The following is a 26,147-nucleotide window of genomic DNA, read 5'->3' as shown; positions in this document are numbered from 1 at the left end:
CGCCCTAGGGTGGGGGCATGGCCGCCACGCGCACCCTGCACGCCGAGGTCTGCATCGTGGGCGGGGGCCCGGCCGGCCTCATGCTCGGCTACCTGCTCGCGCGGATCGGCATCGACGTGCTCGTGCTGGAGAAGCACGACGACTTCCTGCGAGACTTCCGCGGCGACACCGTGCACCCCTCGACCCTCGAGCTGCTCGGCGACCTCGGGCTCCGCGAGGAGTTCCTCACGCTGCCGCACAGCGAGGTGCGCTCGCTCGACGTGGTGGTCAACGGCATCCGCGTGAAGGCCATGGACTTCTCCCAGCTGCCTCCGCCGAACGACTTCCTCGCCTTCATGCCGCAGTGGGACTTCCTCGACTTCCTGGCCGGGCACGCCGCCCGGCTGCCGAGCTTCCGGCTGCGCAGGGGCGCGGCGGCCACGGGTGTGCGGCGTGCCGGGTCCGCGGTCACGGGCGTGACCGCGGTCGATGCCGAGGGCGAGCTCCAGATCGTGGCCAGGCTCACCGTGGCCGCCGACGGCCGCGCCTCCACCGTGCGGGCCGCCACGGGGCTCGAACCGCGCGAGTTCGGGGTGGGGGTCGACGTGCTGTGGTTCGACCTGCCCAAGCCGCCCGCCGTGGTCCGGCCCACCCTGGCCTACCTCGACCGCGGGGTGTCGGTGGTCACGATCGACCGGGGCGACCGCCTGCAGACGGGCTGCATCATCGCGAAGGGGCGCTTCGACGAGATCCGGGCCGAGGGCCTCGGCGCCTTCAAGGAGTCGCTCGCGCGTGCTGCGAAGCCGCTCGCGCCCGTCGTGGACGCGCTCGACGACTGGGAGAGCGTGAAGCTGCTCTCGGTGCGCCTGTCGCGGCTGGAGACCTGGCACCGGCCGGGGCTGCTCTGCATCGGCGACGCGGCGCACGCCATGTCGCCCGCGTTCGGCGTGGGGGTCGAGTACGCGATCCAGGATGCCGTCGCCACGGCCAACCGCCTCGCCGAGCCGCTGCTGCTCCGGGCCATCGGCGGACCGGGCTCGGCGCTCGGGGTGACTCCCCGCGACCTCGCGGCCATCCAGCGGCGCCGGCTGCCGGCCGTGAAGGCGATGCAGGCGATCCAGCTGCAGCTGCACCGCGCCATCGCAAGGCCGCTCGACCGGCCGCTGCTGTCGAATCCGCCCACCGCCGTGCAGCGCGCCGCCCTCAACCTCATCGTGCCCGCCGTGCGCGGTGCCGGGCCGCGCGTGATCGGCCACGGGCTCCGGCCCGAGCGCATCGACGAGGTCATAGCGCGCTCGCGGTGAGCATCCAGCCGTTCTCCAGTCCCGGTGGTCAGACTGGGATCCAGTGCGCAGAGGGCGCCTGAGATCGGAGCGATCAGCATGGGATTCCTCGACCGACTTCTGGGCCGCGAAGAACCGCAGGAGGGCACCTCGCAGAGCCCCCAGCAGCACGACCCGCGCTACACCGTGCCGCAGCAGAAGGCGCCGCAGCGCACCGACGACGAGATCGCGGTCGAGCGCTACCGCTACCTCCTCCGCACAGCACCGCCCGAGACCATCGAGCAGGTGCACGAGGAGGCGTTCATGAAGCTCACGCCCGAGCAGCGCAAGATCCTCTTCACGCAGCTGTCGCAGGATGCCGCGCCCGGCGACGCCCCGCGCGGCGACGACCCGCACTCGCTCGCGCAGTCGGCGACGCGCTCCGAGATCCGCAACCCCGGCACCATGGAACGCGCCTTCAACGGCGCCGGCGCCCAGGGTGGACAGGGCGGGCAGGGCGGCGGGATGGGCTTCGGCGGCATGGTCGCCTCGTCGCTGCTCGGCACCGTGGCCGGCTACGTCATCGGCTCGGCGCTCGTGAGCGCGTTCCTGCCGCCGATGGGTGCCGAGGGCGGCAACGAGGCGGGTGCCGACTCCGGTGACGGTGGAGCGGACGCGGGCGGCGACGCCGGTGCCGCGGATGCGGGCAGTGCGGATGCGGGCAGTGCGGATGCGGGTGCCGGCGACGTGAGCGCAGACGGCGGCTACGCCGACGGCGGCGGGTTCGGCGACTTCGGCGGCGGAGGCGACTTCGGTGGAGGCGACTTCGGCGGGGGCTTCGACTTCTGACCCGCGGGTGTCGGTAGAGTCGGCAGCATGTCAGATCTGCGCATCGTGGAGCACGAACAGGACGACGTGATCACCTACTACGTGACCACCGACCTCAACCCGGACGATTTCCCGGACGCTCCGAACCTCGGCCCCTTCCCCACCCGCGAGGAGGCCGAGCAGGCCCAGCGCGACTGGGACCAGGAACTCATCGACGACGCCGAGCCCGGCGTGCAGTAGCGCCTTTCAGGCGTTCTGCAGCACGATCACCACGGAGATCGCGCCGATGCTGAGGGCGACCAGGCCGATGATCACGATCCAGGTCAGCGCTCTCGCCTTGCCGAGCCGGCCGATGAATCCGCTCGGGCGCTCGTCGTAGTCGTCGTCGTTCATCATGGGTCGACGATAGCGGGTAGCGTAAGGGCCAGCCCACCCCCGTACGACAGCGAAGAAGCGATGAATCCATACGAGAGCCGTCCGTGGCTGCAGAGCTACTCGAGCGAGCTGGCCCCCACCGTCGAGGAGCCGCCGTTTCGGTCGGTCGGTGAGCTGGTCTCCAAGACGTGCGCGAAGCACGCCGAGTCCACCGCCTTCTCCAACATGGGGGCGACGCTGTCGTTCCAGGAGATCGACGAGCTCTCCGACCGGTTCGCCGGCTTCCTGCTCGGCGAGCTCGGTCTCGGCAAGGGCGACCGCATCGTTCTGCAGATGCCCAATCTGCTGCAGTACCCGGTGGCCCTCTACGGGGCCCTCAAGGCCGGTCTCGTGGTGGTCAACGCCAATCCGCTCTACACCGCGCACGAGATGCGCAAGGTGTTCATCGACTCGGGCGCCACGGCGATCGTGGTGCTGCAGAACTTCGCCGACAAGCTCGCGGCCGTGATCGAGGAGACGTCGATCAAGCACGTCGTGCTCACGGATGTCGGCGACCTCCTCCCCGGGGCGCAGCGACTCGTCACGAACTTCGTGGTCAAGCACGTCAAGAAGCTCGTGCCCCGGCACGGTCTCACCGGCGCCACCTCGTTCCGGGCGGCGCTCGCCGCCGGCGCCCGGCACGCCGACCTGGCGCGTCCGGACGTGGCCGCATCCGACACCGCCCTGCTGCAGTACACCGGCGGCACCACCGGTGGCACGAAGGCCGCGGTCATCTCGCACCACAACCTCGTGGCCAACCAGGCGCAGATGCTCGCGCCCATGCGCCTGCGGCTGCACGAGGGGCAGGAGACCGTGATCGCGGCCCTGCCGCTGTACCACATCTTCAGTCTCACGGTGAATGCGCTCGCGTTCTTCTCCTACGGCTCGCACAACGTGCTCATCACGAACCCGCGCGAGACCGACGACCTCGTGAAGACCCTCGGCAAGACGAAGCCGAGCGTGCTCATCCTCGTCAGCACCCTCGCCGGCGCCCTGCTCGAGAACCCCGGCTTCCGTGCGCTCGACTTCTCGGGCGTCAAGCTCGCGGTGGCGGGCGGGATGGCCGTGCGCGGCGCGACCGCCAAGGCCTGGCGCGAGGCGACCGGCAACGACGTGCTCGAGGGCTACGGCCTCACCGAGGCCTCGCCCGTGGTGTCGGTGAACCCCACCTGGACCACGCCCCGCGTCGGCACGATCGGCCTGCCGCTGCCCTCGACCGACATCGAGCTGCGCGACGAGGAGGGCGTGCCCGTGGCGCTCGGCGAGCGAGGCGAGCTCTGCGTGCGCGGCCCCCAGGTGATGTCGGGCTACTGGAACCAGCCCGAGACCTCGGCCGAGGTGCTGAAGGACGGCTGGCTGCTCACCGGCGACGTCGCGACGATGTCGGACGACGGCTACATCACGATCGTCGACCGCAAGAAGGACATGGTGGTGGTCTCGGGCTTCAACGTCTACCCGAGCGAGGTCGAGGAGGTCGCGATGGCCCACGACAAGATCCGGGATGCCGGCGTGATCGGTGTGCCCGACGACCGCTCCGGGGAGACCGTCGTGCTCTTCGCGGTGAAGGCCGACGACTCGCTCAGCGAGGACGAGCTGCGCGCCTACCTCAAGACCGAGCTCGCCGGCTACAAGCGGCCCACCCGCATCCTGTTCCGCGACGAACTGCCGAAGTCGAACGTGGGCAAGGTGCTGCGGCGGGAGCTGCGCGACCTGCTCTAGAAGCGGCCGCCCGGGTGTCTGCCCGAAGCTCTAGGAGGCCCGCGCCGCCTCCGGTCGCGGGCGCCGCACCACGATCGTGAGCGCCACGACGAGGGCCACCACCACCGTGATCGCGAGCACGACGACCGCGAGCGAGGTGGCGGGCGCGATCAGCGGCACGAGCAGCACGACCGCAGCACCCCCGAGCGACAGCGCGGGCGGCACGACGGTGGGCCCGATCAGCGGCCGGTAGAGCACCCGCATCATCACGAGGAACAGCGCGACCGGCACGGCGACCGTGTAGCCGATCGTCACGACGGGCGTCTCGGCGTGGTGCGCGAGCGCCTCCACGCTCACCTCGAGGCCGGCCCCGACGGCGGCGAGCGCCACGAAGATCAGGTAGTGGCCGTAGCCCCAGTAGTACGACCAGCGGCGGTTGTCCTCGAGCCCCTCGTGCGCCGGTTCGAGGAAGTACACCCACCAGAGCCCGAATAGCAGCGCGAGGCCGGCCGCCGCGAGCAGCACGAACTCCCCGCTCGAGGCGCCGGCCGAGATGATCGACTGCACGCCGGAGGTGGCGGCGAGCACCGATTCGCCGAGCAGGATGATCGTGAACAGCGCGTAGCGCTCGGCGACGTGGTGCGGATGCCACGCCGTGGTCCGCGGACGCTCGGCCCAGATCGGCACGGCCATCTCGCACACCGCGAGCAGAGCGAACACCGCCACCTGGGCCGCGAACGGCCAGTCCCCGATGGTGAACACCCGCACGATCCAGAGCGCCTGCACCACTGTGATGCCGAGCGCGTAGCGGAGCGCCGTCGACCGGCCTTCCGGATCCTGGGCGGCCGCCCGGAGCCACTGCACGACGAGGGCGATGCGCATGATGAAGTAGCCCGTGGTGATGAGCAGGTAGTCGCCGTGCTCGAACGCGCTCGGCACTCCGGCCGCGAGCACGAGCACACCGCCCATCTGCAGCATCGTGAGGAGCCGGTAGGGCACGTCGTCGGTGTCGTAGGCCGACGCGAACCAGGTGAAGTTCAGCCACGCCCACCAGATGGCGAAGAACACCATCAGGAAGTTCGGGAGCGCCGTGGCGATGTGGTCCTCGGCGATGGCGTGGGCGAGCTGGGTGACGATCGAGGCGATCGCCACCACGAAGGTGAGGTCGAAGAGCAGCTCGAGCGGGCTCGACACCCGGCCGGGCTCGTCGACGTCGCGGCCGCGCATGCGCACGAACGGGATCAGCTGCCGCGTCATAGGAACAGCAGCACGATCTGCAGCACGATCGCCAGGAGGCCGGCGCCGAGGAGGATCCAGCCCGTGGTGCGGAAGGCGCGGCCCTCGTGGGTGGGCTCGTCGGCGCGGCCCACCGCGGGGTCGCGGGGGTTCACGTAGACCGTGAGCTCGTCGCCCGGCTCGAGCGACTGCGTCTCGTCCTCGTGGGCGGGCGCCTGGTAGAGCACGTTGTCGTCGCCGAGCCAGCGGTAGGCACGGTGGCCGGCGTCGTCGAGCACGACCACGCCGAGGGTCTCGCGCCAGCCGCGGAAGAACGCGCCCCGCACGTAGCCCACCACGAGCATGAGCACGCCGGCGCCGATGCCGATCCAGCCGAAGAGCTCGGTGATGAGCATGAGGGCGTCCATCGACTCCACGGTGCCGGTCGCCTGCACTGTGCCGGTCGCCTGCACTGTGCCGGTCACCTGCTCCATGATGAGAACTCTAGCTAGGCTGGGCGGCGTGAACGGCGTGCAGCTCCTCCTCGTGATCGTCGGGGCCATCGCGGTCACCGGGCTCGCCCAGCGCCGCGGCCTCCAGCCCGCCCTCGTCATCACCCTGGTGGGCTTCGCCGCCTCCTTCATCCCGGGCTTCACCCGGCTCGAGCTCGACTCCGAGATCATCCTCGGCGTCGTGCTGCCGCCCCTGCTCTATTCGGCGGCCCTGCAGTTCTCCTTCGGCTCCTTCGTGCGCAACCTCCGCCCCATCCTCGGCCTCGGTGTGGGGCTCGTGGTGGTCACCGCGCTCGTGGTGGGGGTGTTCTCGGCGTGGGTCGTGCCGGCCCTGACCCTCGGGGCCGCGCTCGTGCTCGGCGCCATCGTGGCGCCACCGGATGCCGTCACGGCCGTGGCCATCGGCCGCAAGCTCGGCCTCCCCAAGCGGGTCATGTCGATCCTCACGGGCGAGAGCCTCGTCAACGACGCCGCGGCGCTCACGCTCTTCAGCATCACGGTGGCGGCCGTCGCCGGCACCCACACCTTCCTCGAGAACCCGCTGCTGCTGTTCGGCTACGGATCGGTGGTGGGGATCGCGGTGGGGGTCGTGCTCGCGGTCGTGGCCGTCGCCATCCGGCGCCTGCTGCAGGACTCGGGGCTCGAGACGGTGCTCGGGCTGATCGTGCCGTTCGCGGCCTACCTCCTCGCGGAGCAGTTCGAGGCCTCGGGCGTGCTCGCCGTGGTGGCCGCCGGGTTCGCGGTGGGCACCTCGTCGGCGCGCACGGGCTACGAGACGCGGCTGCAGGAGCGGCAGGTCTGGTCGTCGCTCGACGTGCTGCTCGAGGCGTTCGTGTTCGCCTACATGGGGCTGCAGCTGCGCTTCGTCATCCAGGACATCAGCGACGCCGGCGACTCGGTCTGGGCCGTCTTCGGGCTCGGTGCGCTCGTGCTGCTCGTGGTGCTCTTCATCCGGCCCATCTGGGTGTTCGTCTCCTTCGGCCGCAACTTCCTGACCGACAAGGTCATGCGGCGCAAGATCGCGAGCGACGAGCGGCTCCGCGAGCGGATGCGCGTGGCCAACGAGCAGCGCGTGGCGCGCGGGCGGAAGCCGAAGCAGTACCCGGTGTTCCTCAACTGGCGCGAGAGCCTCGTGGTGTCGTGGACCGGCATGCGCGGAGTCGTGACGCTCGCGGCGGCGGCCGGTGTGCCGCTCGTGCTCGCCAACGGGGAGCCGTTCCCGGGGCGGGCGGAGATCCAGGCGATCGCGTTCATCGTGGCCGTCGGCACGCTGCTCGTGCAGGGACTCACGCTGCCGCTGCTGATCCGGTCGCTGGGGCTCAGCGATCCGGAGCAGGACGAGTACGACCTCGCGCAGTCCGAGCACGCCCGCGAGGTCGCGCGCGCGGCGTCGGCCGGCGTGTTCGCCGAGTTCCTGCAGTCGCCTCCCGCCGGTGTGCCGCCCGAGATGCTCGAGCGGATCGCCGAGACGGTGGCGCGGCAGTCGGACGACGCGGAGCGCGCGCCCGGGCCGGGGGAGGGCCTGGGGGCCGAGTTCGGAGCCCTCTACCGGCGGGTGCTGCACGCGCAGCGGGTCGCGGTCGTGCGCGAGCGCGACGCCGACCGGCTCGACGACGACGCCACGCGGGAGTTCCTCGAGCGGCTCGACTACCAGGAGGCGGCCATCGTCTCGCAGCTCGGCGACCGGCTCTGAGTCGGGCGCCACACACACGACCAGGAGACGACGATGCTCATCACGTACGAGGGCCAGACCCCCGAGATCGACCCCACGGCGTGGGTCGCGCCGACCGCCACCGTGATCGGGCGCGTGCACCTCGCGGCCTCCGCGAGCGTGTTCTACGGCGCCGTGCTCCGCGGCGACAACGATCCGATCGTCGTGGGCGAGGGCTCGAACCTGCAGGACAACGTGGTCGTGCACACCGACCTCGGCAAGCCCGCCACGATCGGCCGCGGGGTGAGCGTCGGCCACGGCGCCGTGCTGCACGGCTGCACGGTGGAGGACGACTGCCTCATCGGCATGAACGCCACCGTGCTGAACGGTGCGGTCATCGGCACGGGCTCCCTCGTGGCGGCGGGCGCGCTCGTGCTCGAGGGCACGGTCGTGCCGCCCGGATCGCTCGTGGCCGGTGTGCCCGCGAAGGTGCGTCGCGAGCTCGTGCAGGAGGAGCGCGAGGGCATCCGGCGTAACGCGGCGACATATCTGGGCCTCTCGAGCGCCCATCGGGAAGCGACCTCCTGAGCCGCTCCTAGACTCGGAGCATGGCTTCAGAACCACGCGTGCACGTCATCCACGAGAACCCCGAGTGGCTGCCGCCGCTCGCCGCGGCGTTCGAGGCGGAGGGCGTGCCGTTCACCGAGATCCTGCTCACCGAGGATGCCGTGCACGGCGGCATCGACCTCTCGGCGGCGCCCGAGCCGGGCGTCTACTGGTCGCGCATGAGCGCCTCGGCGCACACCCGCGGCAACCCGCACTCGAAGGACTACACGCGCGCCCTGCTGTCGTGGCTCGAGAACTCGGGTGCCCGTGTGGTGAACGGCCGCGGCGTGATCGACCTCGAGGTGAGCAAGGTCGATCAGCACCTCCGGCTCGGCCGCGCCGGCTTCGACGTGCCGCGCACCGTGGCGGTCTTCGGGCGTGCGGGTCTCAGCGCAGCCGCCCGCGACTTCGGCCTCCCCTTCATCTCGAAGCACAACCAGGGCGGCAAGGGCCTCGGGGTGCGCCGCTTCGACAGCTACGAGGAGTTCGACGCCTATGTCGGCGGCTCGGACTTCGAGGAGCCCGTCGACGGAATCACGCTGCTGCAGGAGTTCCTCGTGGCCGCGGAGCCCTTCGTCACGCGCGCCGAGTTCGTGGGCGGTCGCTTCGTCTACGCCGTGCGCGTCGACACCTCGGCCGGAAGCTTCGAGCTGTGCCCCGCCGACGCGTGCGCCGTGCCCGGGGCCGACGGCTCGACGCCTCCGCCGCTGTTCTCGCTGCGGGAGGGCTTCGACGGCGATCCGCTGATCGCCCGCTACGAGGAGTTCCTGGCCACGAACGGCATCGAGATCGCCGGGATCGAGTTCATCGAGACCGCCGACGGCCGCCGCGTGACCTACGACATCAACACCAACACGAACTACAACCCGGACGTCGAAGCGTCGAGCCCGGTCTCGGGCCCGCGCTCGATCGCGCGCTTCCTGGGAGGACTGCTCTGATGGCGGCTTCACCGATGCGCTTCGGCTACTGGACCCCGATCTTCGGCGGCTGGCTCCGCAACGTCGACGACGAACAGACGCCGACGACCTTCGAGCACGTCAAGGAGATCGCGCAGACGGCCGAGACCTCCGGATTCGACGTGACGCTCATCGCCGAGCTCAACCTCAACGACGTCAAGGGCCAGGAGGCGCCGAGCCTCGACGCGTGGGAGCTCGCCGCAGCCGTCGCCGCCGTGACCTCGCGGATCGAGATCCTCACCGCCATCCGCCCCGGCTACCACCTGCCCGCGGTCGCCGCGAAGCGCGCCGCCACGATCGACGACATCAGCGGCGGGCGGTTCACGCTCAACGTGGTCTCGGCGTGGTGGGCCGAGGAGGCGCGGCAGTACGGCGGCATCTTCTCGGAGCACGACGACCGCTACAAGCGGAGCCTCGAGTTCGTCGAGATCCTCAAGGGGCTGTGGAGCGAGACGCCCTACAGCTTCAAGGGCGAGTACTACGAGCTCGAGAACACCTACCTGTCGCCGAAGCCCCAGGTGGCACCGGTGATCTACGCCGGCGGTGAGAGCGAGGGCGGCAAGAACGCGATCTCCCGGTTCGCCGACGCCTACGTCACGCACGGCGGCACGCCCGCGGAGCTGCGCACCAAGATCGCCGACCTGACCGCTCGCCGCGCGGCCGTCTCCGAGACGCCGTTCTCCTCGTTCGGCATGGCCGCCTACGCGATCGTGCGCGACACCGAGGAGGAGGCGCAGGCCGAGCTCGAGCGCATCACGGATGTGCGGGGCGGGGCCGCGTACGAGTCGTACCAGGACTTCGTGTCGAAGTCGCAGCTCGAGACCACCGTCGACCTCCGCGACTACTCGGTGTCGAACCGAGGGCTGCGCCCCGATCTCGTGGGCACGCCCGACCAGGTGGCGCGGCGGATCGTGGAGTTCTCCGACGCCGGCGTCGACCTGCTGCTGCTGCAGTTCTCGCCGCACCTCCGCGAGATGCGGCGGTTCGCGGAGCAGGTCATTCCGCGGGTGCGGGAGCTCGAGGGGCGCTGAGGGCGGGGTGCTCGGCGCTGATGGTGCTGGGCGCGGAGGATCGACCGGGTGCTGAGGGCTCGGGTGCTGATCCCACTGTCAGGGGCGGTCGGTATCCTGGCCGCATGGCAGAGACGACCCCTGCCGACTCGCTGATCGACGACGGGCTGCTGGCCCGCATCCGCTCGCGGGCGGCCACTCACGATCGCGAGAACACGTTCCCGCACGACGACCTGCGCGAGCTCGCCGAGGTCGGCTACCTGCGCATGTTCGCGCCCGTCGCCGACGGCGGGCTCGGCTTCGGCCTCGAGCGCGTGGCGCGGGAGCAGACCCGCCTAGCGACCGCGGCGCCCGCCACGGCGCTCGCGATCAACATGCACCTGGTCTGGACGGGTGTGGCCAAGGTGCTGCTCGACCGGGGTGACGACTCGCTCCGCGGGGTGCTGCAGGATGCGGTGGCCGGCGAGGTCTACGCCTTCGGCAACAGCGAGGCCGGCAACGACCTCGTGCTGTTCGACTCGCGCACGGCCGCCGTCCCGGGCCCCGACGGCTCGTACGCCTTCACGGGCCGCAAGATCTTCACGTCGCTCTCGCCGGTCTGGACGAGGCTGGGGGTCTTCGGGCGCGATGACAGCGACCCATCGCATCCGCTGCTCGTGCACGCGTTCCTCGACCGCGAGACCGCCGGTGTCACCACGCTCGACGACTGGGACACGCTCGCCATGCGGGCCTCCCAGAGCCGCACCACCGTGCTCGACGGTGCTGTGGCACCGGCGTCGCGGGTGTTCCGCAGGCTCGCACCCGGGCCGAACCCCGATCCGCTGATCTTCGCCATCTTCTCGAACTTCGAGATCCTCGTGGCCGCCGTCTACACGGGGCTCGCGCAGCGGGCGCTCGAGCTCGCCGTCGAGGCGGCCCACCGGCGCACCTCGATGAAGAACGGCGGGCGGCCCTACGCGCACGACCCCGACATCCGCTGGAAGGTGGCCGAGGCGGGGATCGCGCACGACGGCATCCCGCCGCAGATCGCGGCGCTCGCATCCGACGTCGACGGGCTCGTGGCGCACGGGGCGGCGTGGTTCCCGAAGCTCGTGGGGCTCAAGGTGCGCGCCACCGAGACCGCGCGGGTCGTAGTCGACCAGGCGCTGCGGGTGTCCGGCGGCTCGGCGATCGCCTCGTCGAGCGAGCTCGGGCGGCTCTACCGCGACGTCGTGGCGGGCCTGTTCCACCCCTCCGACGGCGAGTCTGCGCACTCGACGGTGGCCAGCGCGCTGCTGGGGCCGATCCCCGAGTGAACGGGCGGGCGCGGGTCCTCGCGGCCGGACTCGTCGTGCTCGTCACGGCCGGTCTCGGCGGCTGCGGCGCGGGCGCGGCGGGGGCTGCTGCTGTGTCTGGCGGCTCCGCCGGTCACGCCACCGCTTCTGCTGACTCCGTCCGTGCCGCTGCTCCCACCCCTGCCTCGGCCGTCACTCCCACCCCTGCCTCGGCGGTCACTCCCACCTCTGCCTCGGCCGTCATTCCCACCTCTGCCTCGGCCGTGACTCCCACCTCTTCCTCGGCCGTTACTCCCACCTCCACATCGTCGGCGCGCCCGACCGCCAGCTCGTCGCCGGCTCCCACGCCCTCCACCTCGACGGCCACGCCGACGGCCTCCGCGGCCACGCGCCACCGGGCTGAGTTCCCGGTCGTCACGCAGGAGCAGCAGAACCGCCTCTACGCCGAGGTGCGGCTCGCGGGCATGACGCTCGAGCAGAAGATCGCGTCGCTGTTCATGGTGCATGTGGGTGGGCCCGATCCGGCGGCCACGCGCGCCTACCTCGCGGCGAACGGCATCGCGGGCGTGCTGCTGCTCGGCGACAACGTGCCGGGCGGCACCGATCAGACGGCGGCCTACACGGAGGCGCTCCGCGCGGGCACTCCGGGCAGCGGCGGCTCGGACGGGCTCGGCACCCTCGTGGCGATCGACGAGGAGGGCGGCATCGTGGCCCGGCTGCAGGCCGACACCTATCCCTCGGCCGAGACCCTCAAGACCGAGCCCGTCGCCGCGACCACCGACGCGTTCCGCCAGCGCGCGGCGCTCCTGGACGCCACCGGCATGAGCGTCAACATCGGTGTGGTCGCCGATGTCACGGGCGATCCGTCCTCGTTCATCTACGAGCGGGCGCTCGGCACCGACGCCGGGTCGGCGAGCGAGCGCGTGGCGGCGGCGGTGGAGGCGGAGCAGGGCGCGGTGTTCAGCACGCTGAAGCACTTCCCGGGACATGGCGCCGCGTCGGGAGACTCGCACAGCTCGGTGCCGACGACCGATCTGCCGCTCGACACCTGGCGGGCTGAGGACGCCCCGCCCTTCGCGGCGGGCATCGACGCGGGCGCGGAGCTAGTGATGTTCGGACACCTCGTCTACTCCTCGGTCGACGCCGCGCCGGCGTCGCTCTCGCGGCCGTGGCACGACATCCTGCGCGACGAGCTCGGCTTCGAGGGGGTGGCCGTGACCGACGACCTCCTCATGCTCGAGGCCTCCGGTGTGCCGGCCTATGCCGACCGCACGGCCAACGCGATCGCGGCGATCGGCGCCGGCAACGACATCCTGCTCTACAACACGACCGTCGACGTGCCGCAGCTCGTCGCCTCGGTCGCTGGAGCGGTGCGGGCGGGGCAGCTCCCGGCCGAGACCGTCGACGAGGCCGCCCTCCGCACCCTCGAGCTCCGCCGCGAGCTGTGGCTCGAGCAGAACCCGGTGGCCGCGAGCTAGCGTTGCGTCACGCTGGCCGCCATCCGCGCGTCACGCCGTTGCTGCCGGTCGCGGGTCACACCGCAGGCGGGGTCTGCGGGTTCTGCGGCGGCTGCTCCTGCGACGGCCCGGACTGCTGGGGTGACGTCGGCGCCGACGGCGCATCCGACTCCGACTCCGCCGCCGTGGAGGCGAGCGGGGCGGAAACCTGAGTCGCACCAACACTCCCGGCGCCCCCGACGGCACCTGCCGTGGGTGCGCCACCAGCCGGCGCTGCGTCACCGGTCGGACCGGCGCCACCTGCCGCAGCTGCGCCACCAGTCGGACCGGCACCACCCGCCACGGCTGCGCCACCAGTCGGATCGACTGCTGCCTGATCACCGCCACCTGCCTGAGCGGCTCCACCTGCCGCAGCTGCGCCACCGGCCGGAGCTGCGAAACCGGCCGGAGCTGCTCCATCTGCCGGAGGTGCTCCACCGGCCGAAGCGGATCCACCTGCCGGAGCTGCTCCGCCTGCCGGAGCGGATCCACCTGCCGAAGCGGATCCACCTGCCGAAGTGTGTGCACCTGCCGGACGACCGGCGGCGCCACCCCCGGCCCCGCCCTGCGCGGCGCGGGCGGGCGTCGAGCGGCGCGAGCTGCGGCGGGTGAGTGCGACGATCAGCACGACCACCGCGGCGATCACCGCGAACGGCAGCAGCCACGGGATGAGCACGCCGATCACGACGACGAGACCCGAGAGCGCTGCGGTGAGGGAGGCCCACCCGGCGGCCAGGCCGCTCCAGAAGTCGCCCGGAACGCTCGAGGGGATGGCCCCCTCCTCCTGCAGGTCGAGGGTGATGGTGGAGTACGAGATCTGGTCCGAGAGGTACTGCTTCTGCGACTTCAGGCTGTCGAGCTGACCCTGGCGGTCGGAGATGGCGGTCTCGAGCTCCACGAGGTCGGCCGTCGTGGCGGCGCTGTCGACGAGGGCGAGCAGCCGGTCGACGGATGCCTGCAGGGCCTTGATCTGAGCGTCGAGATCCCGCACCTGCAGCGTGACGTCGCTCGCGTCGAGCGAGACGGAGTCGACGGTCCCGAGTTCGCGCAGGCCCTCGATGGCCTCGTCGAGCTCGTCGGCGGGGATGCGCACCGTGAGCTGGGCGCTCGCCCGGCTGTCGTCGCTTCCCACCTGCTGCGAGCGGGAGTCGATGCGGCCCTCGAACGAGTCGACCAGTGCGATCGCCTCGTCGGTCGCGGCGATGGCATCGTCGACCGTGATGCTGATCCAGCCGGTGGTGATGATGCTCTGATCGGCCCTGGCCTCCGCCTCGGACGAGCCCTCGGCGAGAGCGCTGCTGTCGCCGCCCTCGGCACCCTCGGCGCTCTGCGGGCCGAGGTCGGGCGCGGACTGGTCAATGGCGGGGCCGCTCGAGGAGGAGCCCTGGGATGCCGAGCACCCCGCGAGCAGGACGACGGCGAGGACGGCTGCGGAAGCGAGGATCGTTCGTTTCATGCCGCCACACTAAAGACGCGAGGCTGGGACGCGGCTGGGATGCGGTCGATGGTTATCCGGTCGTTACCCGCGAGCGGGCGGGGCACCGGGAGCCTAGAGTCGAAGGCATGGACCATCGCACTCTCGGCCGCACCGGCCGCACCATCTCCTCCGTCGGACTCGGCACGTGGCAGCTCGGCGCCGACTGGGGCGACGTCGACGAGGATGCCGCACTCGACGTGCTCCGCGCATCCGCCGACGCAGGGGTCACCTTCTTCGACACCGCCGACGTCTACGGCGACGGCCGCAGCGAGCAGGTGATCGGCCGCTTCCTTGCTGAGAACCCCGGATCGGGGATCACGGTCGCCACCAAGATGGGGCGGCGCGGACCGCAGGAGCCGGGGGAGTTCACGCTGTCGAACTTCCGGGCGTGGACCGACCGCTCGCGCAAGAACCTCGGCGTCGACACCCTCGACCTCGTGCAGCTGCACTGCCCGCCCACGCCGGTGTTCTCGAGCGACGAGGTCTACGACGCCCTCGACACCCTCGTGGCCGACGGCGCCGTCGCGGCCTACGGCGTGAGCGTCGAGACCTGCGACGAGGCGCTCGCCGCCATCGCGCGCGCGGGCACCGCCACCGTACAGATCATCCTCAACGCGTTCCGGCTCAAGCCGCTCGACGAGGTGCTGCCCGCCGCGCGTGAGGCCGGGGTCGGCATCATCGCGCGGGTGCCGCTCGCGTCGGGACTGCTGAGCGGCCGCTACACCGCCGACACGACCTTCTCGCCGGACGACCACCGCAACTACAACCGCGACGGCAGCGCCTTCGACGTCGGGGAGACCTTCTCCGGTGTCGACTACGAGGCCGGAGTGGCCGCCGCCCAGGAGTTCGCGGCGCAGCTGCCCGAGGGAGTCACGCCCGCGGCGGCCGCGATCGCCTGGGTGGTCGCGCAGCCCGGTGTCTCGACGGTCATCCCGGGCGCGCGCAACCGCGCCCAGGCAGAGTCGAACGCGGCTGCGGGCTCGCTCGAGCTGCCCGCGGGCCTCGACGCCGCCGTTCGTGACCTCTACGACCGCACCTTCCGCGCCGCCATCCACCCCCGCTGGTAGCCGCCACCGCTGGTAGCCGCCACAGCCTCCAGCCCGCCCTCCCGCGTCCGGGTGACCCTGTGCCCGGAGCCGCCGACTTGACACATCTTGTGCCAAGTCGGCGCTCTTAGGCCCAACTTCTGTCAAGTCGCGCGCGGACCTGACGCCGCGGCTCGCGTCGAGAACTCCCCGGGTACGTCGACTTGACACAAACTGCGCTTGAAGCTGCTGACTTGACACATCTTGTGCCAAGTCGGCGCTCTTAGGCCCAACTTCTGTCAAGTCGCGCGGTCGCGGGGTCGTGAGGTAAGCCCGACGCCACCTGGGAACGTCGACTTGACACTAGATGCGCGAATAGGCGCCGACTTGGCACCTCTTGTGTCAAGTCGGCTGTCGCGGCTCGACTACCGGCGCGGTCGCGGTCGTGGTCGGCGCGGGCGCGGGACGGATCGGACGCGGGACGCGGGACGCGGGACGCGGGGCGCGGCGGCAGGGGCCGGGCTAGTTGCGGTCGTCGGGGTCGACGCCCGTGCGCTCGCCCGTTTCGAGGGCGGCGATGGCCGCCAGGTCGTCGGCGTCGAGGGCGAAGTCGAAGACGTCGATGTTCTCGCGGATGCGCGAGGGCGTGACCGACTTCGGGATGACCGCGTTGCCTAGCTGCAGGTGCCAGCGGATGACGACCTGCGCCGGCGACTTGCCGTGCTTCCGGGCGACCGCGTCGAGAGCGTCGCCGCCGTGGGAGGCGTCGAACACGTGCCCGCGAGCGAGCGGCGACCACGCCTGCGTCACGATCCCGAGCTCGCCGTCGAACTGCCGGAGCGCCGCCTGCGGCAGCCACGGGTGCAGCTCGACCTGGTTCACCGACGGCACCTCGCCGGTCTCGTCGATCAGCCGCGTGACGTGCTTCGGGTGGAAGTTCGCGACCCCGATCGACCGCGCCCGCCCCTCCTCGCGCAGCCGCACGAGAGCTCGCCAGGTCTCCACGTAGAGGTCGTTCGCCGGCGCCGGCCAGTGGATCAGGTACAGGTCGACGTAGTCGGTGCCGAGCCGCTCGAGGCTCTCGTCGAACGAGCGCAGGGTGGAGTCGAATCCGTTGTCGGTGAACCAGACCTTCGTGGCCAGCGTCACGTCCGCGCGGGGGAGGCCGCTTCGCCGCAGTCCCTCGCCCACGCCCTTCTCGTTGAGGTACATCGCGGCCGTGTCGACGAGACGGTAGCCCTGCTGCAGCGCGAATGAGACGGCCTCGGCCGACTCGTCGTCCGTCGTCTTGTAGACGCCGAGCCCGAGCTGGGGGAGGGTGCGGGAGTCGTTCAGGGTGAGCAGGGGCGAGAGAGCGTTGACCATCAGCCGACGACCGTCACGGGCTCGGTGTCGGGCAGCGGACTCGCATCGCGGCCGCGGAGATCCGGGTGGAACCGCTTGCCGAACAGCGGAACGAGGAACCCGAAGAACGCGAGCCCGGCCGCGACGAGGAACGCCCCGGTGGGCCCGATGCCGTCGATCAGGAAGCCCGCGAGGGCCGATCCCACCGCCGCACCGATGAGCTGCCCCGTGCCGACCCAGCCGTAGGCTTCGGCGGTGTCGCTGAAGCGCACGCTCGACGAGACGATCGCGAACATCACGGCGAGGGCGGGCGCGATGCCCACGCCGGCGATGAACAGCACGATCGAGAGCCACCAGATGTTGAGCGAGGCGGCGGCCACGGCGGTTCCGACGAACACGATCGCCATGCGCCGGGCGAGGGCCCAGGGCCCGATCGGCCGGTGTCCGAGCGAGAGGCCGCCGACGAGAGATCCCACGGCGAAGATCGCGAGCACGATGCCGGCCTCGGCGCCCCCCTCGCCGAAGGCGGACACGACGCCAGCCTCGATGGCGGCGCACGTGGCGACGAGCAGGAATCCGACGATGGTCGACAGCAGCACCGGCGGCTTCTTGAGCACGGCTCCGAGCTTGCGCTTCGAGCGCGGGATGCGCACCCGCCCGAGCTCGGGGCTCGTGAGGAACCAGATGCCGCCGCCCACGAGGAACGCGACCGCGAGCAGGATGCCCCACACGGTGCCGATCTGCACGGAGACGAACGTCGTGATGACGGGCCCGAGCACCCAGATGATCTCCTGCGCCGAGGCGTCGAGCGAGAACAGCGGCGTGAGCTGCTTGGAGTTGACCATCTTCGGATAGATGGTGCGGACCGCGGGCTGGATGGGCGGCATCGTGAGGCCGGCCACGAACGCCACGGCCATATCGGCGGCGATGCCCAGCGGCACGAGGGCGATCACCGAGATGGCGGCCGCGCAGATGATCATGGTGATGAGGATGACCGGGCGCATGCCCCAGACACCCATCAGCCGGCTGGTCAGCGGCCCGGCGATCGCCTGCCCGATGCTGAGGGCGGCGAGCACGAGCCCGGCCACGCCGTACGACTGGTAGGTGTGCTCGATGTGCAGCAGGAACGCCAGCGACAGCATCCCGAACGGGAACCGCGCGGTCAACTGAGCAGCGATGATGCGGGCGACCCCGCGGGTCTTGAGGAGGTCGGTGTAGCTGCTCACTGAGTTATTTTAGCTGCGCCGCCGCTGCTGCGGCGCAGCGGGGCATGTGATGCCGCCGTCGCTGCGCGGCGTCGGTATCACCTTGGGTCGGGTGGGAGGGCCCTGTCGCGTTCGGATTCGGGCGCGGGTGGGAGGGCCCTGTCGCGTTCGGGATCGGGCGCGGGTGGGAAGCCCCTGCGGCTTGCCCAGGATCCGCCCTCAGGCGAGGAGACCTCGGCGGATGGCCTGGGCGACCGCGGAGGCTCGGTCGGAGACGTCGAGCTTGTCGTAGATGTGCTGGAGGTGGCTCTTGACGGTGGCGAGGGAGACATGGAGCTCGGTGGCGATGCGCTGGGCCGGGTAGCCGTCGGCCGCGAGGCGGAGGATCTCGAGCTCGCGCGCCGTGAGGGCGGGCTTCTCCTCGTTGATCTGCCTGGCCCGGATCTCATCGGCGAGCACCTCCTGCGCGAACGGTGAGATGACCGTGCCACCCGCCCCGATCTTCAGCACTGCCGCCGTGATCTCGGCGAACGACGCCGACTTCTCCAGGAAGCCCTTGGCGCCCTTCGCGAAGGCCCGGTACACCGTCGCCGAGTCCATGTAGGCGGTGAGGATGAGGATGCTCGTGGGCGCCTTCTCGGCCGTCAGCACCTCGATCACCTGCATCCCGTCGATCTCCGGCAGCCGGAGGTCGACCACGGCCACCTCGGGCCGTTCCTCGCGGATGGAGGTGAGCGCCGCCACGCCGTCGGCTGCGACCCCGATCACGTGGATTCGCGGGTCGCCCTCCCAGTTGCGCGCGAGACCCTCGCGGTAGACCGGGTGGTCGTCGGCGATGACGACCCGCACGCTCCTCATCGGCGTGCCACCAGTGCCGAGCGGACCGCTTCGAGGAACCGGTGCAGGTCGAGCGGCTTGGTGAGGTACTCGGCGATGTCCATCGAGAGCAGGTGCGCGATGTGTGCCGGCGTGGCATCCGCCGACAGCACGATCACCGGGACGTCGTGCAGCACGGGATCGGCTCGCAGCGCGGAGATCACATCGGCTCCGGTCATGTCGGACAGGTTCAGGTCGAGCAGCACGAGGTCGAGGTCGCTCCCGAGGGCACGGGCGGCGGTGATCCCGGCCGAGCCGCTCGTGGCCGGAATGAGGTCCAGCTTCTCATAGCGGCTCAGGATGTGCTCGACCAGCCGCAGGTTCGCGTGCGTGTCCTCGATGTGCAGCACGGTCGCCGCGAGGCCGTCGTCCGGAGGATCCACCGGGGCGGGCGACTCCGGCACGATGGCGGCGACGGGCTCCTCGGCGAGCGTCAGCTCCACGTAGAAGGTCGTGCCCTCGCCGAGCGCACTGTGCTCGATCCCGAGCTCGCCCCCCATCTCCTCGACCAGCCGCTTCGAGAGCGCCAGCCCGAGGCCCGTGCCCTCGATGCCCGCCGACGAGGGAAGCCGTCCGAAGGGCGTGAAGAGCAGCTCGCGTTCGTCGTCGCGGATGCCGCGTCCGGTGTCGGTCACGAGGTAGCGGAGCCGCTCGTCCCCGGCCTTGCAGGTGACCCGGATGGCCCCGTTACGGCTGTTGAACTTGATCGCGTTGCTGAGGAGGTTGAGGAACACCTGGCGGAGCCGCTGGCCGTCGCCGACCACCGTGCGGAAGAGGGCGTCGTGCAGGTCGCTCGCCACCTCGATGTCGTCGGCGCGGGCGATCGGGCGGATGAGCTGCAGGGCCTCGTGGATGGGTTCGACGGCCGAGATGTTCTGCAGCACGAGGCCCGGGGCTCCGGCATCGATCCAGGTGATGTCGAGCACGTCGTTCACGAGGGAGAGCAGGTGACGACCGGCGTCGAGGATGTGCTGGGACCCCTCGAGCTGCGAGGGGGTGACGGAGCCGTCGTGCATGAGCTGGGCGAAGCCGATGATCGCGTTCAGCGGTGTTCGCAGCTCGTGGCTGATGCGGGAGAGGAACTCGCTCTTGGACTGGTTGGCCCGTTCGGCCTCGTGCATCGCGATGCGGGCGGCCGATTCGGCGCGCTTGCGGTCGGTGATGTCGGTCGAGATCGCACCGAGGGCGTAGGGCTTGCCCGCGGCGTCGAGCAGCGGAAACTTGATCGAGAGCCAGCGGCGATCGTCGTCGACGTCGGTCTCGCCCCCGATCGGCGCGAACGGCTCCTCCACCTCGACGGAGACCCCCAGCGAGACCACGTCGCGGTCGTGGTCGCTGTAGACCGCCGCGCTCGACTGCGGAAAGAGGTCGTGGTCGCTCTTGCCGACGATCTCGGAGGGCTGCACACCGAAGCGGCGCGCGAAGTAGTCGTTGACGATGAGGTAGCGGCCGTCGAGATCCTTGACGTACATGAGCGCCGTCGAGTTGTCGACGAGGTCCTGCAGCTGGTCGACCCGAGAGCGCAGAGCCACCTCGTCGAACTGATGCCGTTCGGCGAACTCCACCACGACGGCCCCGGCCGCCGAGGCGGGGAGGGTGTTGGCTCTCAGTCTGCCGCTGTAGCCGGGCAGGGTGATGTTCCGCCACTGCCCGTCGACGAGGGCGGCCTCCACCACGGCCGACAGCCGGGCGGAGAGGTCCTCCTCGTCGACGAGGAAGGCGAGGTCCACGTCGACGTGGCGCTCGAACGCCGCGTTCGTGGCGAGCAGCACGACCTCGCGCCGACCCGTGCCCGATGCCTCCCCGCTCCGCCACGCGAACAGCGCGCAGGCAGCGGGGAGGGCCTCGAACACCGCGAGGTCGGGGACGCTCGCGCGGGTGCCGTCGGTCATCGCCACATCATTCCACGCGTCGAGACGCACGCGCCCGGCGACGATCACGGGTTCCTCCCGGCCGGCTAGTGAGCGCCCGCGCGGAGCTCCGCGGTGGCCTGCTCGTCGATCCGCAGCGCCGCAGAGGGCCGGTCACCCGACACCGCGACGCCGTACACCGAGCGGGCGCGCTCGATGGAGACGAATCCGAGCCGGATGTCCTCGATCACGCGCTCGGGCTCCCGCTCGAACGGGTGGCCGTAGCCACCGCCGCCGGTCGAGTGCTGCCCGATCCGCTCGCCCGGCTGCAGCGTGATCGCGCCGAGGGACTCGATCTCGCGCTCGCCGGACTCATCGCGGGCGAAGGCGACGTTGCGCGCGGCGGACAGTCCGCCCTGGGTGCCTCGCGGCGGGAACGACACGCAGTCGGTGACGTAGGCGGCCTCCATCGGGTCCCACTTCGGGCCGAAGGCGACTGTGGCGCCGGGTGCGCCCCGGCGGCGGCCTGCGCCCTCGGAGTCTGTGCGGATACGCAGCTCCTCCACCCGGAACGGGTACTTCAGCTCGGAGAGCTCGATGCTGTCGCGGAACATCAGGCCCGCGGCCACCGCGAGCCCGTAGGTGACCCAGCCGTCGATGTCGGGGTGGGCGGGGCCGCCCTGGGAGCCGAGGAAGACCTGGTTCACGTACGGCTCGTCGCCGTTGCGTCGATCGGTGCCCGAGACCACCGAGAAGCCCGGGCCGAGGCCCGTGGCGCCCTCGGCCGCTCCGAAGCCGGCCCAGGCATCCGCCACCGCCTTCTGCGTCGTGACCGTGAGTCGGTCGCCCACGTTCGTGGTGGCCACCGACGTGGAGTGCGGGAACCGCGGCTTGCCCACGATGCAGTTCTCCCGCAGCAGCAGCTCGATCCGCCGGAAGGAGCCGGAGTTCGCGGGGATCCCGGTCTCGAGCGAGTTGAAGATGCCGGCCATCACGTTGCTGACGGTGCAGGCCTCCGACTCGTTGACCCCGGCCGGGATGCAGTCGATGTTGTCCCTGAGGTCGACCGTGATCCGTCGTTCGGCGGTGTCGACGTCGAGCTTGACCGTGATCTCGATGCCATCGGGCAGCACACCGGGGATGGGGTCGTGGCGCCCGGTCCCGACGGTGCTCCCGCCCGGGAGCTTCTCGATGGCCTGGGCCATCCGGTCCTCCGAATAGTCCATCCAGTCCCGGATGAACGCCTTCAGCGCCGCCCGGCCGTACCGGTCGCAGAGCTCCTTGAGCCGAGCCTCGGCCACGCGGGCTGCACCGACCATGGAGAGGTAGTCGCCGTACCACTGCTCAGGCACGCGGATGCGGGCCCGGCACATCCGGATGATGTCCTCGACATCCCGATTCTCCTTCTGCACGCGCACGCAGGGGAAGATCAGCGCGCCCTCCTGGTAGACGTCCTTGGCGAAGGGCATGTAGGTGGATGGCTCGGAGTTGCCGATGTCGGCCTGGTGGGCCTTCGCGAGGGTGGTGAACATGTGCTCGCCCTCGAAGAACACCGGGATGAGGATGGTGTGGTCGGCCGCGTGCGAGTTCCCCCGGTACGGGTCGTTGTGCAGGAACGCGTCGCCCTCGGCCAGGTCCGGCTGCAGCTCGGTCATCGCCTCGGTCATCAGGTGGGCGCCGAAGATGTGGCACGGCAGGCCCTCGGCCGAGGAGAGCAGCTCGTTCTGCCCCGTCGTGATGGCGCACGAGAAGTCGCGCGCCATGTTGAGCACCCCGCTGCGGCCGGTGCGCAGCAGCGTGTTCTCCATCTCGCGCACGATCGAGTCGAGACGGTTCGAGATGACCGCGAGCAGGATCGGGTCGGTCTTCTCGGGGAGTGCGGTCGCAACGGTGGCGTCGGTCGCTCGGGGCGCGGTCATACGAGTGCTCCTTCGTGTGCGGCGAATGCTCCCAGGGAGTCGTTCGAGCCGGTGCTGATGACGTAGTCGGAGGTGGGGGCGACGACGACCGTCGCTCCGGGGTCCACGACGAGGGTCGTCGTGGCCTCGAGGATGATCGCGGGGCCGTGGATCGTGCTGCCGGCGCCGAGGGCGCCGCCGTCGTAGACCGGGGTCTCCGGGGCGTCCTCGAAGGCGAACAGCACCGGGCGGGTGCGCACCGGTTCGGGTGCCTCGGTGGCGACGGGTGCCGACTTCACGGCGGGCTTGTCGAGGGCCGCGGTCACCCGCAGCTTCCAGATCAGGCACTCCACGTGCTGCGTGGGGTCGTTGACCTGGAAGACCCTCTGGTGGTGGGCGTGGAAGGCCGCTTCGAGCGCACCCGTGTCGACCGTGCCGTCCGGCCGGAGCGACACGGGCGTCTCGAGCTCCCAGACCTGCCCGGGGTAGCGGGCATCGACCGAGAGCTGGGTCGTGACGGAGACGGGGGAGAGCGACTCGATCTCGGCGGAGAACTGCTCGGCCTGCTCGGCCAGCTGCGCGATGGCCGCCGCCGCGGAGACGTCGTCGAACGAACGGGTGGTGGTGAAGGCGCTCGCCGTGAAGTCCGAGATCAGGTCGGCGTTCAGCGCACCCGCGGCCGAGAGGGCGCCGGCGGTCTTCGGCAGCACCACGGTGGTGACTCCGAGCTCCCGGGCGATCTGCACGATGTTGACTCCGCTGGCTCCACCGCCGGCGATGATCGAGAGGTCGCGCGGATCGATGCCCTGCGAGATGGTCATCTCCCGCACGGCCGACACGATGTTCTGCGTGGCGATCACGAGAGCGCCGCGGGCGGCGTGCTCGACCGAGGTGCCGAGGGCCTCCGCGATGGGGCCCAGGGCACCGCGCGCCGCCTCGACGTCGAGGCTGAGGGTGCCGCCGATGAAGCCGATCGGGTCGAAGTAGCCGAGCACGAGGGCGGCGTCGGTGATGGTGGGGAGGGTGCCGCCGCGGCCGTAGCAGGCCGGTCCCGGATCGGCTCCCGCGCTCTCCGGACCCACGCGCACGAGGCCCGACGAGTCGACGCTGATGATGGATCCGCCGCCGGCGCCGATCGAGCGCACGTCGACCGACTTCGTTCCGGTGATGTGGCCGGTCCACTTCTGCCCGAGCCAGGTGTCGGCGCTGAAGTGGATGGTGCCGTCGCTGATCAGGCCTACGTCGAAGGTCGTGCCGCCGGTGTCGCAGACGAGCACGTTCGGGTCGGCCTGGCCGAGGGTCGTGCGCCCGGTGTGCAGGGCCGCGATCGGGGCCATCGAGGGGCCGGAGCCGACGCTGTAGATGGGGCGGTCGGCCATTCGCGCGACCGGCCACGATCCGCCGTAGCTCGTCGAGATCAGCAGCTTGCCGTCGAAGCCCGCCGCCACCAGGTCGTCGGAGAGCGTGCCGAGGAAGGCCTGCATGAGCGGCTTCAAGGAGGCGTCGATCACGGTCGACGAGGTGCGCCGGTACTCGCGGAGCACCGGGTTCAGCTGGTGGCTGAGGGTGCGCGGGATCTCCGGGAGGTGCTCGGCCAGCAACCGCTCGACGGAGAGCTCGTGCGCCGCATTGACCGTCGACCAGAGCAGGCTCACGCCGATCGCCTCGACGCCGTGCTCCTTGCAGCTCTCGATGGCGGCGAGCACGCTGGACTCGTCGAGCTCGACGTGCACCTCGCCGTCGCTGTCGATGCGCTCGGTGATCTCGAACGTGAGGTAGCGCGGCACGTACGGCGGCTCGAACTCCCGGGGCGAGAACGCCCCGCCGAGCCGGCCGCCCTCACGCAGCAGCAGCGTGTCGGGGAATCCGGCCGTGGTGAACAGGGCCGTGACGGCCGTCTTCTTCTCCACGATCGCGTTCGTCGAGCGCGTGGTGCCGTAGGCGAAGTGCGAGGTGTCGGCGAGCAGCTCCCGCACCGTGAGGCCGAGTCGGCCGGCGACCTGCTCGACCGCGGTGGAGACGCCGTCGAAGGCGCGCTGGTACGTGGTGAGGGCCTTGCCGATGTGGATTCCACCGTCGGCGTCGGTGATGACGACATCGGTGAAGGTACCGCCGGTGTCGACCGAGATCCTGAAAGCCATCTGTTCTCCGATTCGTGCTGGCTGTGCGTGCTGATGGGCGAACCCCCAGTGTGCGGATCGGGCCCCGCCCGGCACATCGGCCTATCGGGTAGCCGAAAGGTCGAGATCGGTCTCTGCCGAACGGATGATTTCCGCCCTGTTCCGGGCCCCGGCCGTAAACACCATGTTTCCGCCCCTCATCCGCCGTTCCGGCTCGGCTACGTTTCGAGCCCATCACCAGCTCGCCCGAACAGCAGGAGGAATCATGAGGAAGTCCACAGCAGCCGTCGTGGGGATGGGGGTGCTCGTGTTCGCCCTGGCCGGCTGCACGCCCGCCGTCAGCTCCACGGGCGGCGACAGCTCCGCCGCCCCCGTCGACGGTGCGAACGCCGACTGCGTGGCCGCGGTCGCCCCCGAGGTCGAGGCGGCCCTCGAGCCAAGCGAGCTCGTGGCGCCCGAGGCGGCTCTCGACCTGACCGCCCTCGCAGGCAAGAGCATCTGGTACATCACCAACAGCCAGAACCAGTTCTCCACCGAGATGTCGGACGGCGTCGAGGCGGCGGGCGAGGCGGCCGGGGTCGACATCACCGTGTTCGACGGCCAGAACTCCACCAGCCGATACAGCGAGGGCATCAACCAGGCGATCGCCCAGGACGCCGACGGCATCATCCTGATGGCCGTGCAGCCCGCCGTGGTCAAGGAGGATCTCGCTGCCGCCGAGGCCGCGGGCATCCAGGTGCTCAGCACCCTCAACGGCGACCCGGACGAGCCGGTGGCCGACGGCACCTTCGGCAACCTCACCGCCGACTACACGGCCGACGGCGAGCTCATGGGCCGCTGGGCCGTCTACGACTCCGGATGCGCCGCGAACGTCGTGGTGGTGCAGTCGAGCCCCGTGCACGTCTGGGACCTCGCCGCCCAGGGCATCGAGTCGGCCGTGACCGCGGACTGCTCCGACTGCTCCGTCAAGGTGCTCGACATCGACCCCGCGAAGATCGCGACCGACACCGGCACGCAGCTGCAGACCGCGCTGCAGGTCGACCCCGACGTCAACTACGTGCTGCCCGTGTGGGACAGCGCGATGCCCTACGTCGCGCCGGCCGTGCTGAGCTCCGGCACGAGCGCCAAGGTGCTCGCGCACGACGGCATCTCGGCCAGCCTCGAGCTGATCGCCGCCGGGACGGACCAGCAGGGCACCGTGGCGATGCCCCCGCCCGGCTGGATCGGCTGGGCCGCGTTCGACGAGGTCGCGCGTGCCGTCACCGGTGCCGAGATCCCCGACTACGTCATCCCCACCCGGCTCGTGACCACCGAGAACGTGGGAGACGGCTCCGTCGGCGACGTCTCGCCCAACTACACCGACTACGAGGCCGCCTTCACGAAGGCCTGGTCGGAGTAATCGCCCCCGGCAGCCCGGGCGGGCGGAGCTCTGCTCCCGCCCGCCCGGGCAC

Annotated in this window: 22 protein-coding genes; 12 read left to right on the top strand and 10 right to left on the bottom strand. The window is 70.9% G+C overall.

Annotated elements, in window-relative coordinates:
* Positions 1–17 precede the first annotated feature (17 nt).
* The 3 genes from Q0D57_RS01685 to Q0D57_RS01675 all read left to right on the top strand — a co-directional run bounded on the left by Q0D57_RS01685 (position 18) and on the right by Q0D57_RS01675 (position 2,309).
* A complete protein-coding gene (locus Q0D57_RS01685; RefSeq protein ID WP_291037104.1) occupies positions 18–1,283 on the top strand; it encodes an FAD-dependent oxidoreductase in 1,266 nt (421 codons plus the stop codon).
* A gap of 78 nt (positions 1,284–1,361) precedes the next feature.
* A complete protein-coding gene (locus tag Q0D57_RS01680; RefSeq protein WP_291037099.1) occupies positions 1,362–2,090 on the top strand; it encodes a hypothetical protein in 729 nt (242 codons plus the stop codon).
* Positions 2,091–2,117: 27 nt separating this feature from the next.
* The gene (locus tag Q0D57_RS01675) at positions 2,118–2,309 is read left to right on the top strand and encodes a hypothetical protein (RefSeq protein WP_259524927.1); all 192 of its coding nucleotides are present in this window, start codon (positions 2,118–2,120) and stop codon (positions 2,307–2,309) included.
* Positions 2,310–2,315: 6 nt separating this feature from the next.
* Here the strand turns inward: Q0D57_RS01675 and Q0D57_RS01670 are convergent, their stop codons facing one another.
* Positions 2,316–2,465 carry a hypothetical protein gene (locus tag Q0D57_RS01670; RefSeq protein WP_259524926.1) on the bottom strand — a complete coding sequence of 50 codons (150 nt, stop codon included), beginning with the start codon at positions 2,463–2,465 and terminating at the stop codon, positions 2,316–2,318.
* Positions 2,466–2,525: 60 nt separating this feature from the next.
* Between Q0D57_RS01670 and Q0D57_RS01665 the strand changes: the two genes are divergently transcribed.
* Entirely contained in the window at positions 2,526–4,202 is a 1,677-nt protein-coding gene (locus Q0D57_RS01665; RefSeq protein WP_291037093.1) for an AMP-binding protein, read from the top strand.
* A gap of 30 nt (positions 4,203–4,232) precedes the next feature.
* Here Q0D57_RS01665 and Q0D57_RS01660 read toward each other — a convergent pair whose 3' ends face one another.
* Together Q0D57_RS01660 and Q0D57_RS01655 are read right to left on the bottom strand one after the other, a co-directional pair.
* Entirely contained in the window at positions 4,233–5,438 is a 1,206-nt protein-coding gene (locus Q0D57_RS01660; RefSeq protein ID WP_291037090.1) for a low temperature requirement protein A, read from the bottom strand.
* Complete coding sequence (locus Q0D57_RS01655; RefSeq protein ID WP_291037087.1) at positions 5,435–5,890, bottom strand: hypothetical protein; 456 nt, start codon at positions 5,888–5,890, stop codon at positions 5,435–5,437. The genes Q0D57_RS01660 and Q0D57_RS01655 overlap by 4 nt, the downstream gene beginning before the upstream one ends.
* 28 nt (positions 5,891–5,918) lie before the next feature.
* Between Q0D57_RS01655 and Q0D57_RS01650 the strand changes: the two genes are divergently transcribed.
* The 6 genes from Q0D57_RS01650 to Q0D57_RS01625 all read left to right on the top strand — a co-directional run bounded on the left by Q0D57_RS01650 (position 5,919) and on the right by Q0D57_RS01625 (position 12,883).
* Positions 5,919–7,601, top strand: a complete 1,683-nt coding sequence (locus Q0D57_RS01650) for a sodium:proton antiporter (RefSeq protein ID WP_291037084.1) — start codon at positions 5,919–5,921, stop codon at positions 7,599–7,601.
* Positions 7,602–7,634: 33 nt separating this feature from the next.
* The gene (locus tag Q0D57_RS01645; protein WP_291037081.1) at positions 7,635–8,147 is read left to right on the top strand and encodes a gamma carbonic anhydrase family protein; all 513 of its coding nucleotides are present in this window, start codon (positions 7,635–7,637) and stop codon (positions 8,145–8,147) included.
* A 20-nt stretch (positions 8,148–8,167) separates the two neighbouring features.
* On the top strand, positions 8,168–9,103 hold the full coding sequence (locus tag Q0D57_RS01640; RefSeq protein ID WP_291037078.1) for an alpha-L-glutamate ligase: 936 nt from the start codon (positions 8,168–8,170) through the stop codon (positions 9,101–9,103).
* The gene (locus Q0D57_RS01635; RefSeq protein ID WP_291037075.1) at positions 9,103–10,152 is read left to right on the top strand and encodes an LLM class flavin-dependent oxidoreductase; all 1,050 of its coding nucleotides are present in this window, start codon (positions 9,103–9,105) and stop codon (positions 10,150–10,152) included. The genes Q0D57_RS01640 and Q0D57_RS01635 overlap by 1 nt, the downstream gene beginning before the upstream one ends.
* Positions 10,153–10,256: 104 nt before the next feature.
* The gene (locus Q0D57_RS01630; protein ID WP_291037073.1) at positions 10,257–11,426 is read left to right on the top strand and encodes an acyl-CoA dehydrogenase family protein; all 1,170 of its coding nucleotides are present in this window, start codon (positions 10,257–10,259) and stop codon (positions 11,424–11,426) included.
* On the top strand, positions 11,423–12,883 hold the full coding sequence (locus Q0D57_RS01625; protein WP_291037071.1) for a glycoside hydrolase family 3 N-terminal domain-containing protein: 1,461 nt from the start codon (positions 11,423–11,425) through the stop codon (positions 12,881–12,883). The genes Q0D57_RS01630 and Q0D57_RS01625 overlap by 4 nt, the downstream gene beginning before the upstream one ends.
* A gap of 55 nt (positions 12,884–12,938) precedes the next feature.
* Here the strand turns inward: Q0D57_RS01625 and Q0D57_RS01620 are convergent, their stop codons facing one another.
* Positions 12,939–14,357, bottom strand: coding sequence for a DUF4349 domain-containing protein (locus tag Q0D57_RS01620; RefSeq protein ID WP_291037069.1), 1,419 nt, complete (start codon positions 14,355–14,357; stop codon positions 12,939–12,941).
* 107 nt (positions 14,358–14,464) lie between these two features.
* On the opposite strand from Q0D57_RS01620, the gene Q0D57_RS01615 reads away from it, so the two are divergent.
* Positions 14,465–15,445, top strand: a complete 981-nt coding sequence (locus Q0D57_RS01615) for an aldo/keto reductase (RefSeq protein WP_291037066.1) — start codon at positions 14,465–14,467, stop codon at positions 15,443–15,445.
* A 480-nt stretch (positions 15,446–15,925) separates the two neighbouring features.
* Here Q0D57_RS01615 and Q0D57_RS01610 read toward each other — a convergent pair whose 3' ends face one another.
* The 6 genes from Q0D57_RS01610 to Q0D57_RS01585 all read right to left on the bottom strand — a co-directional run bounded on the left by Q0D57_RS01610 (position 15,926) and on the right by Q0D57_RS01585 (position 24,717).
* The gene (locus Q0D57_RS01610; RefSeq protein WP_291037064.1) at positions 15,926–16,768 is read right to left on the bottom strand and encodes an aldo/keto reductase; all 843 of its coding nucleotides are present in this window, start codon (positions 16,766–16,768) and stop codon (positions 15,926–15,928) included.
* Positions 16,768–17,973, bottom strand: a complete 1,206-nt coding sequence (locus tag Q0D57_RS01605) for an MFS transporter (RefSeq protein WP_291037062.1) — start codon at positions 17,971–17,973, stop codon at positions 16,768–16,770. Before Q0D57_RS01605 ends, Q0D57_RS01610 begins: the two co-directional genes overlap by 1 nt.
* A 198-nt stretch (positions 17,974–18,171) precedes the next feature.
* Positions 18,172–18,810 carry a response regulator transcription factor gene (locus Q0D57_RS01600; RefSeq protein WP_291037060.1) on the bottom strand — a complete coding sequence of 213 codons (639 nt, stop codon included), beginning with the start codon at positions 18,808–18,810 and terminating at the stop codon, positions 18,172–18,174.
* Positions 18,807–20,720, bottom strand: a complete 1,914-nt coding sequence (locus Q0D57_RS01595; RefSeq protein ID WP_291037059.1) for an ATP-binding protein — start codon at positions 20,718–20,720, stop codon at positions 18,807–18,809. The genes Q0D57_RS01600 and Q0D57_RS01595 overlap by 4 nt, the downstream gene beginning before the upstream one ends.
* Before the next feature lie 65 nt (positions 20,721–20,785).
* Complete coding sequence (locus Q0D57_RS01590; RefSeq protein ID WP_291037057.1) at positions 20,786–22,597, bottom strand: hydantoinase B/oxoprolinase family protein; 1,812 nt, start codon at positions 22,595–22,597, stop codon at positions 20,786–20,788.
* Positions 22,594–24,717 (bottom strand): hydantoinase/oxoprolinase family protein, encoded by a 2,124-nt coding sequence (locus Q0D57_RS01585; RefSeq protein ID WP_291037055.1) that lies wholly within the window; start codon positions 24,715–24,717, stop codon positions 22,594–22,596. Before Q0D57_RS01585 ends, Q0D57_RS01590 begins: the two co-directional genes overlap by 4 nt.
* Before the next feature lie 244 nt (positions 24,718–24,961).
* Between Q0D57_RS01585 and Q0D57_RS01580 the strand changes: the two genes are divergently transcribed.
* Positions 24,962–26,095, top strand: a complete 1,134-nt coding sequence (locus Q0D57_RS01580; RefSeq protein ID WP_291037053.1) for a sugar ABC transporter substrate-binding protein — start codon at positions 24,962–24,964, stop codon at positions 26,093–26,095.
* The last annotated feature ends 52 nt before the right edge of the window (positions 26,096–26,147 follow it).

Source organism: Herbiconiux sp. (genome assembly GCF_023264895.1).
Taxonomy (GTDB): Bacteria; Actinomycetota; Actinomycetes; order Actinomycetales; family Microbacteriaceae; genus Herbiconiux.
The sequence above is the reverse complement of the archived record's forward strand: the minus strand, read 5'-3'. Positions and strand labels throughout refer to the sequence as shown.

Coding starts and splice junctions, on each gene's coding strand:
- Q0D57_RS01595 (WP_291037059.1), bottom strand. CDS start 20,720: ATGACCGACGGCACCCGCGCGAGCGTCCCCGACCTCGCGGTGTTCGAG.
- Q0D57_RS01610 (WP_291037064.1), bottom strand. CDS start 16,768: ATGGTCAACGCTCTCTCGCCCCTGCTCACCCTGAACGACTCCCGCACC.
- Q0D57_RS01590 (WP_291037057.1), bottom strand. CDS start 22,597: ATGACCGCGCCCCGAGCGACCGACGCCACCGTTGCGACCGCACTCCCC.
- Q0D57_RS01675 (WP_259524927.1), top strand. CDS start 2,118: ATGTCAGATCTGCGCATCGTGGAGCACGAACAGGACGACGTGATCACC.
- Q0D57_RS01665 (WP_291037093.1), top strand. CDS start 2,526: ATGAATCCATACGAGAGCCGTCCGTGGCTGCAGAGCTACTCGAGCGAG.
- Q0D57_RS01600 (WP_291037060.1), bottom strand. CDS start 18,810: ATGAGGAGCGTGCGGGTCGTCATCGCCGACGACCACCCGGTCTACCGC.
- Q0D57_RS01660 (WP_291037090.1), bottom strand. CDS start 5,438: ATGACGCGGCAGCTGATCCCGTTCGTGCGCATGCGCGGCCGCGACGTC.
- Q0D57_RS01635 (WP_291037075.1), top strand. CDS start 9,103: ATGGCGGCTTCACCGATGCGCTTCGGCTACTGGACCCCGATCTTCGGC.
- Q0D57_RS01645 (WP_291037081.1), top strand. CDS start 7,635: ATGCTCATCACGTACGAGGGCCAGACCCCCGAGATCGACCCCACGGCG.
- Q0D57_RS01580 (WP_291037053.1), top strand. CDS start 24,962: ATGAGGAAGTCCACAGCAGCCGTCGTGGGGATGGGGGTGCTCGTGTTC.
- Q0D57_RS01585 (WP_291037055.1), bottom strand. CDS start 24,717: ATGGCTTTCAGGATCTCGGTCGACACCGGCGGTACCTTCACCGATGTC.
- Q0D57_RS01615 (WP_291037066.1), top strand. CDS start 14,465: ATGGACCATCGCACTCTCGGCCGCACCGGCCGCACCATCTCCTCCGTC.
- Q0D57_RS01630 (WP_291037073.1), top strand. CDS start 10,257: ATGGCAGAGACGACCCCTGCCGACTCGCTGATCGACGACGGGCTGCTG.
- Q0D57_RS01670 (WP_259524926.1), bottom strand. CDS start 2,465: ATGATGAACGACGACGACTACGACGAGCGCCCGAGCGGATTCATCGGC.
- Q0D57_RS01685 (WP_291037104.1), top strand. CDS start 18: ATGGCCGCCACGCGCACCCTGCACGCCGAGGTCTGCATCGTGGGCGGG.
- Q0D57_RS01620 (WP_291037069.1), bottom strand. CDS start 14,357: ATGAAACGAACGATCCTCGCTTCCGCAGCCGTCCTCGCCGTCGTCCTG.
- Q0D57_RS01655 (WP_291037087.1), bottom strand. CDS start 5,890: ATGGAGCAGGTGACCGGCACAGTGCAGGCGACCGGCACAGTGCAGGCG.
- Q0D57_RS01680 (WP_291037099.1), top strand. CDS start 1,362: ATGGGATTCCTCGACCGACTTCTGGGCCGCGAAGAACCGCAGGAGGGC.
- Q0D57_RS01640 (WP_291037078.1), top strand. CDS start 8,168: ATGGCTTCAGAACCACGCGTGCACGTCATCCACGAGAACCCCGAGTGG.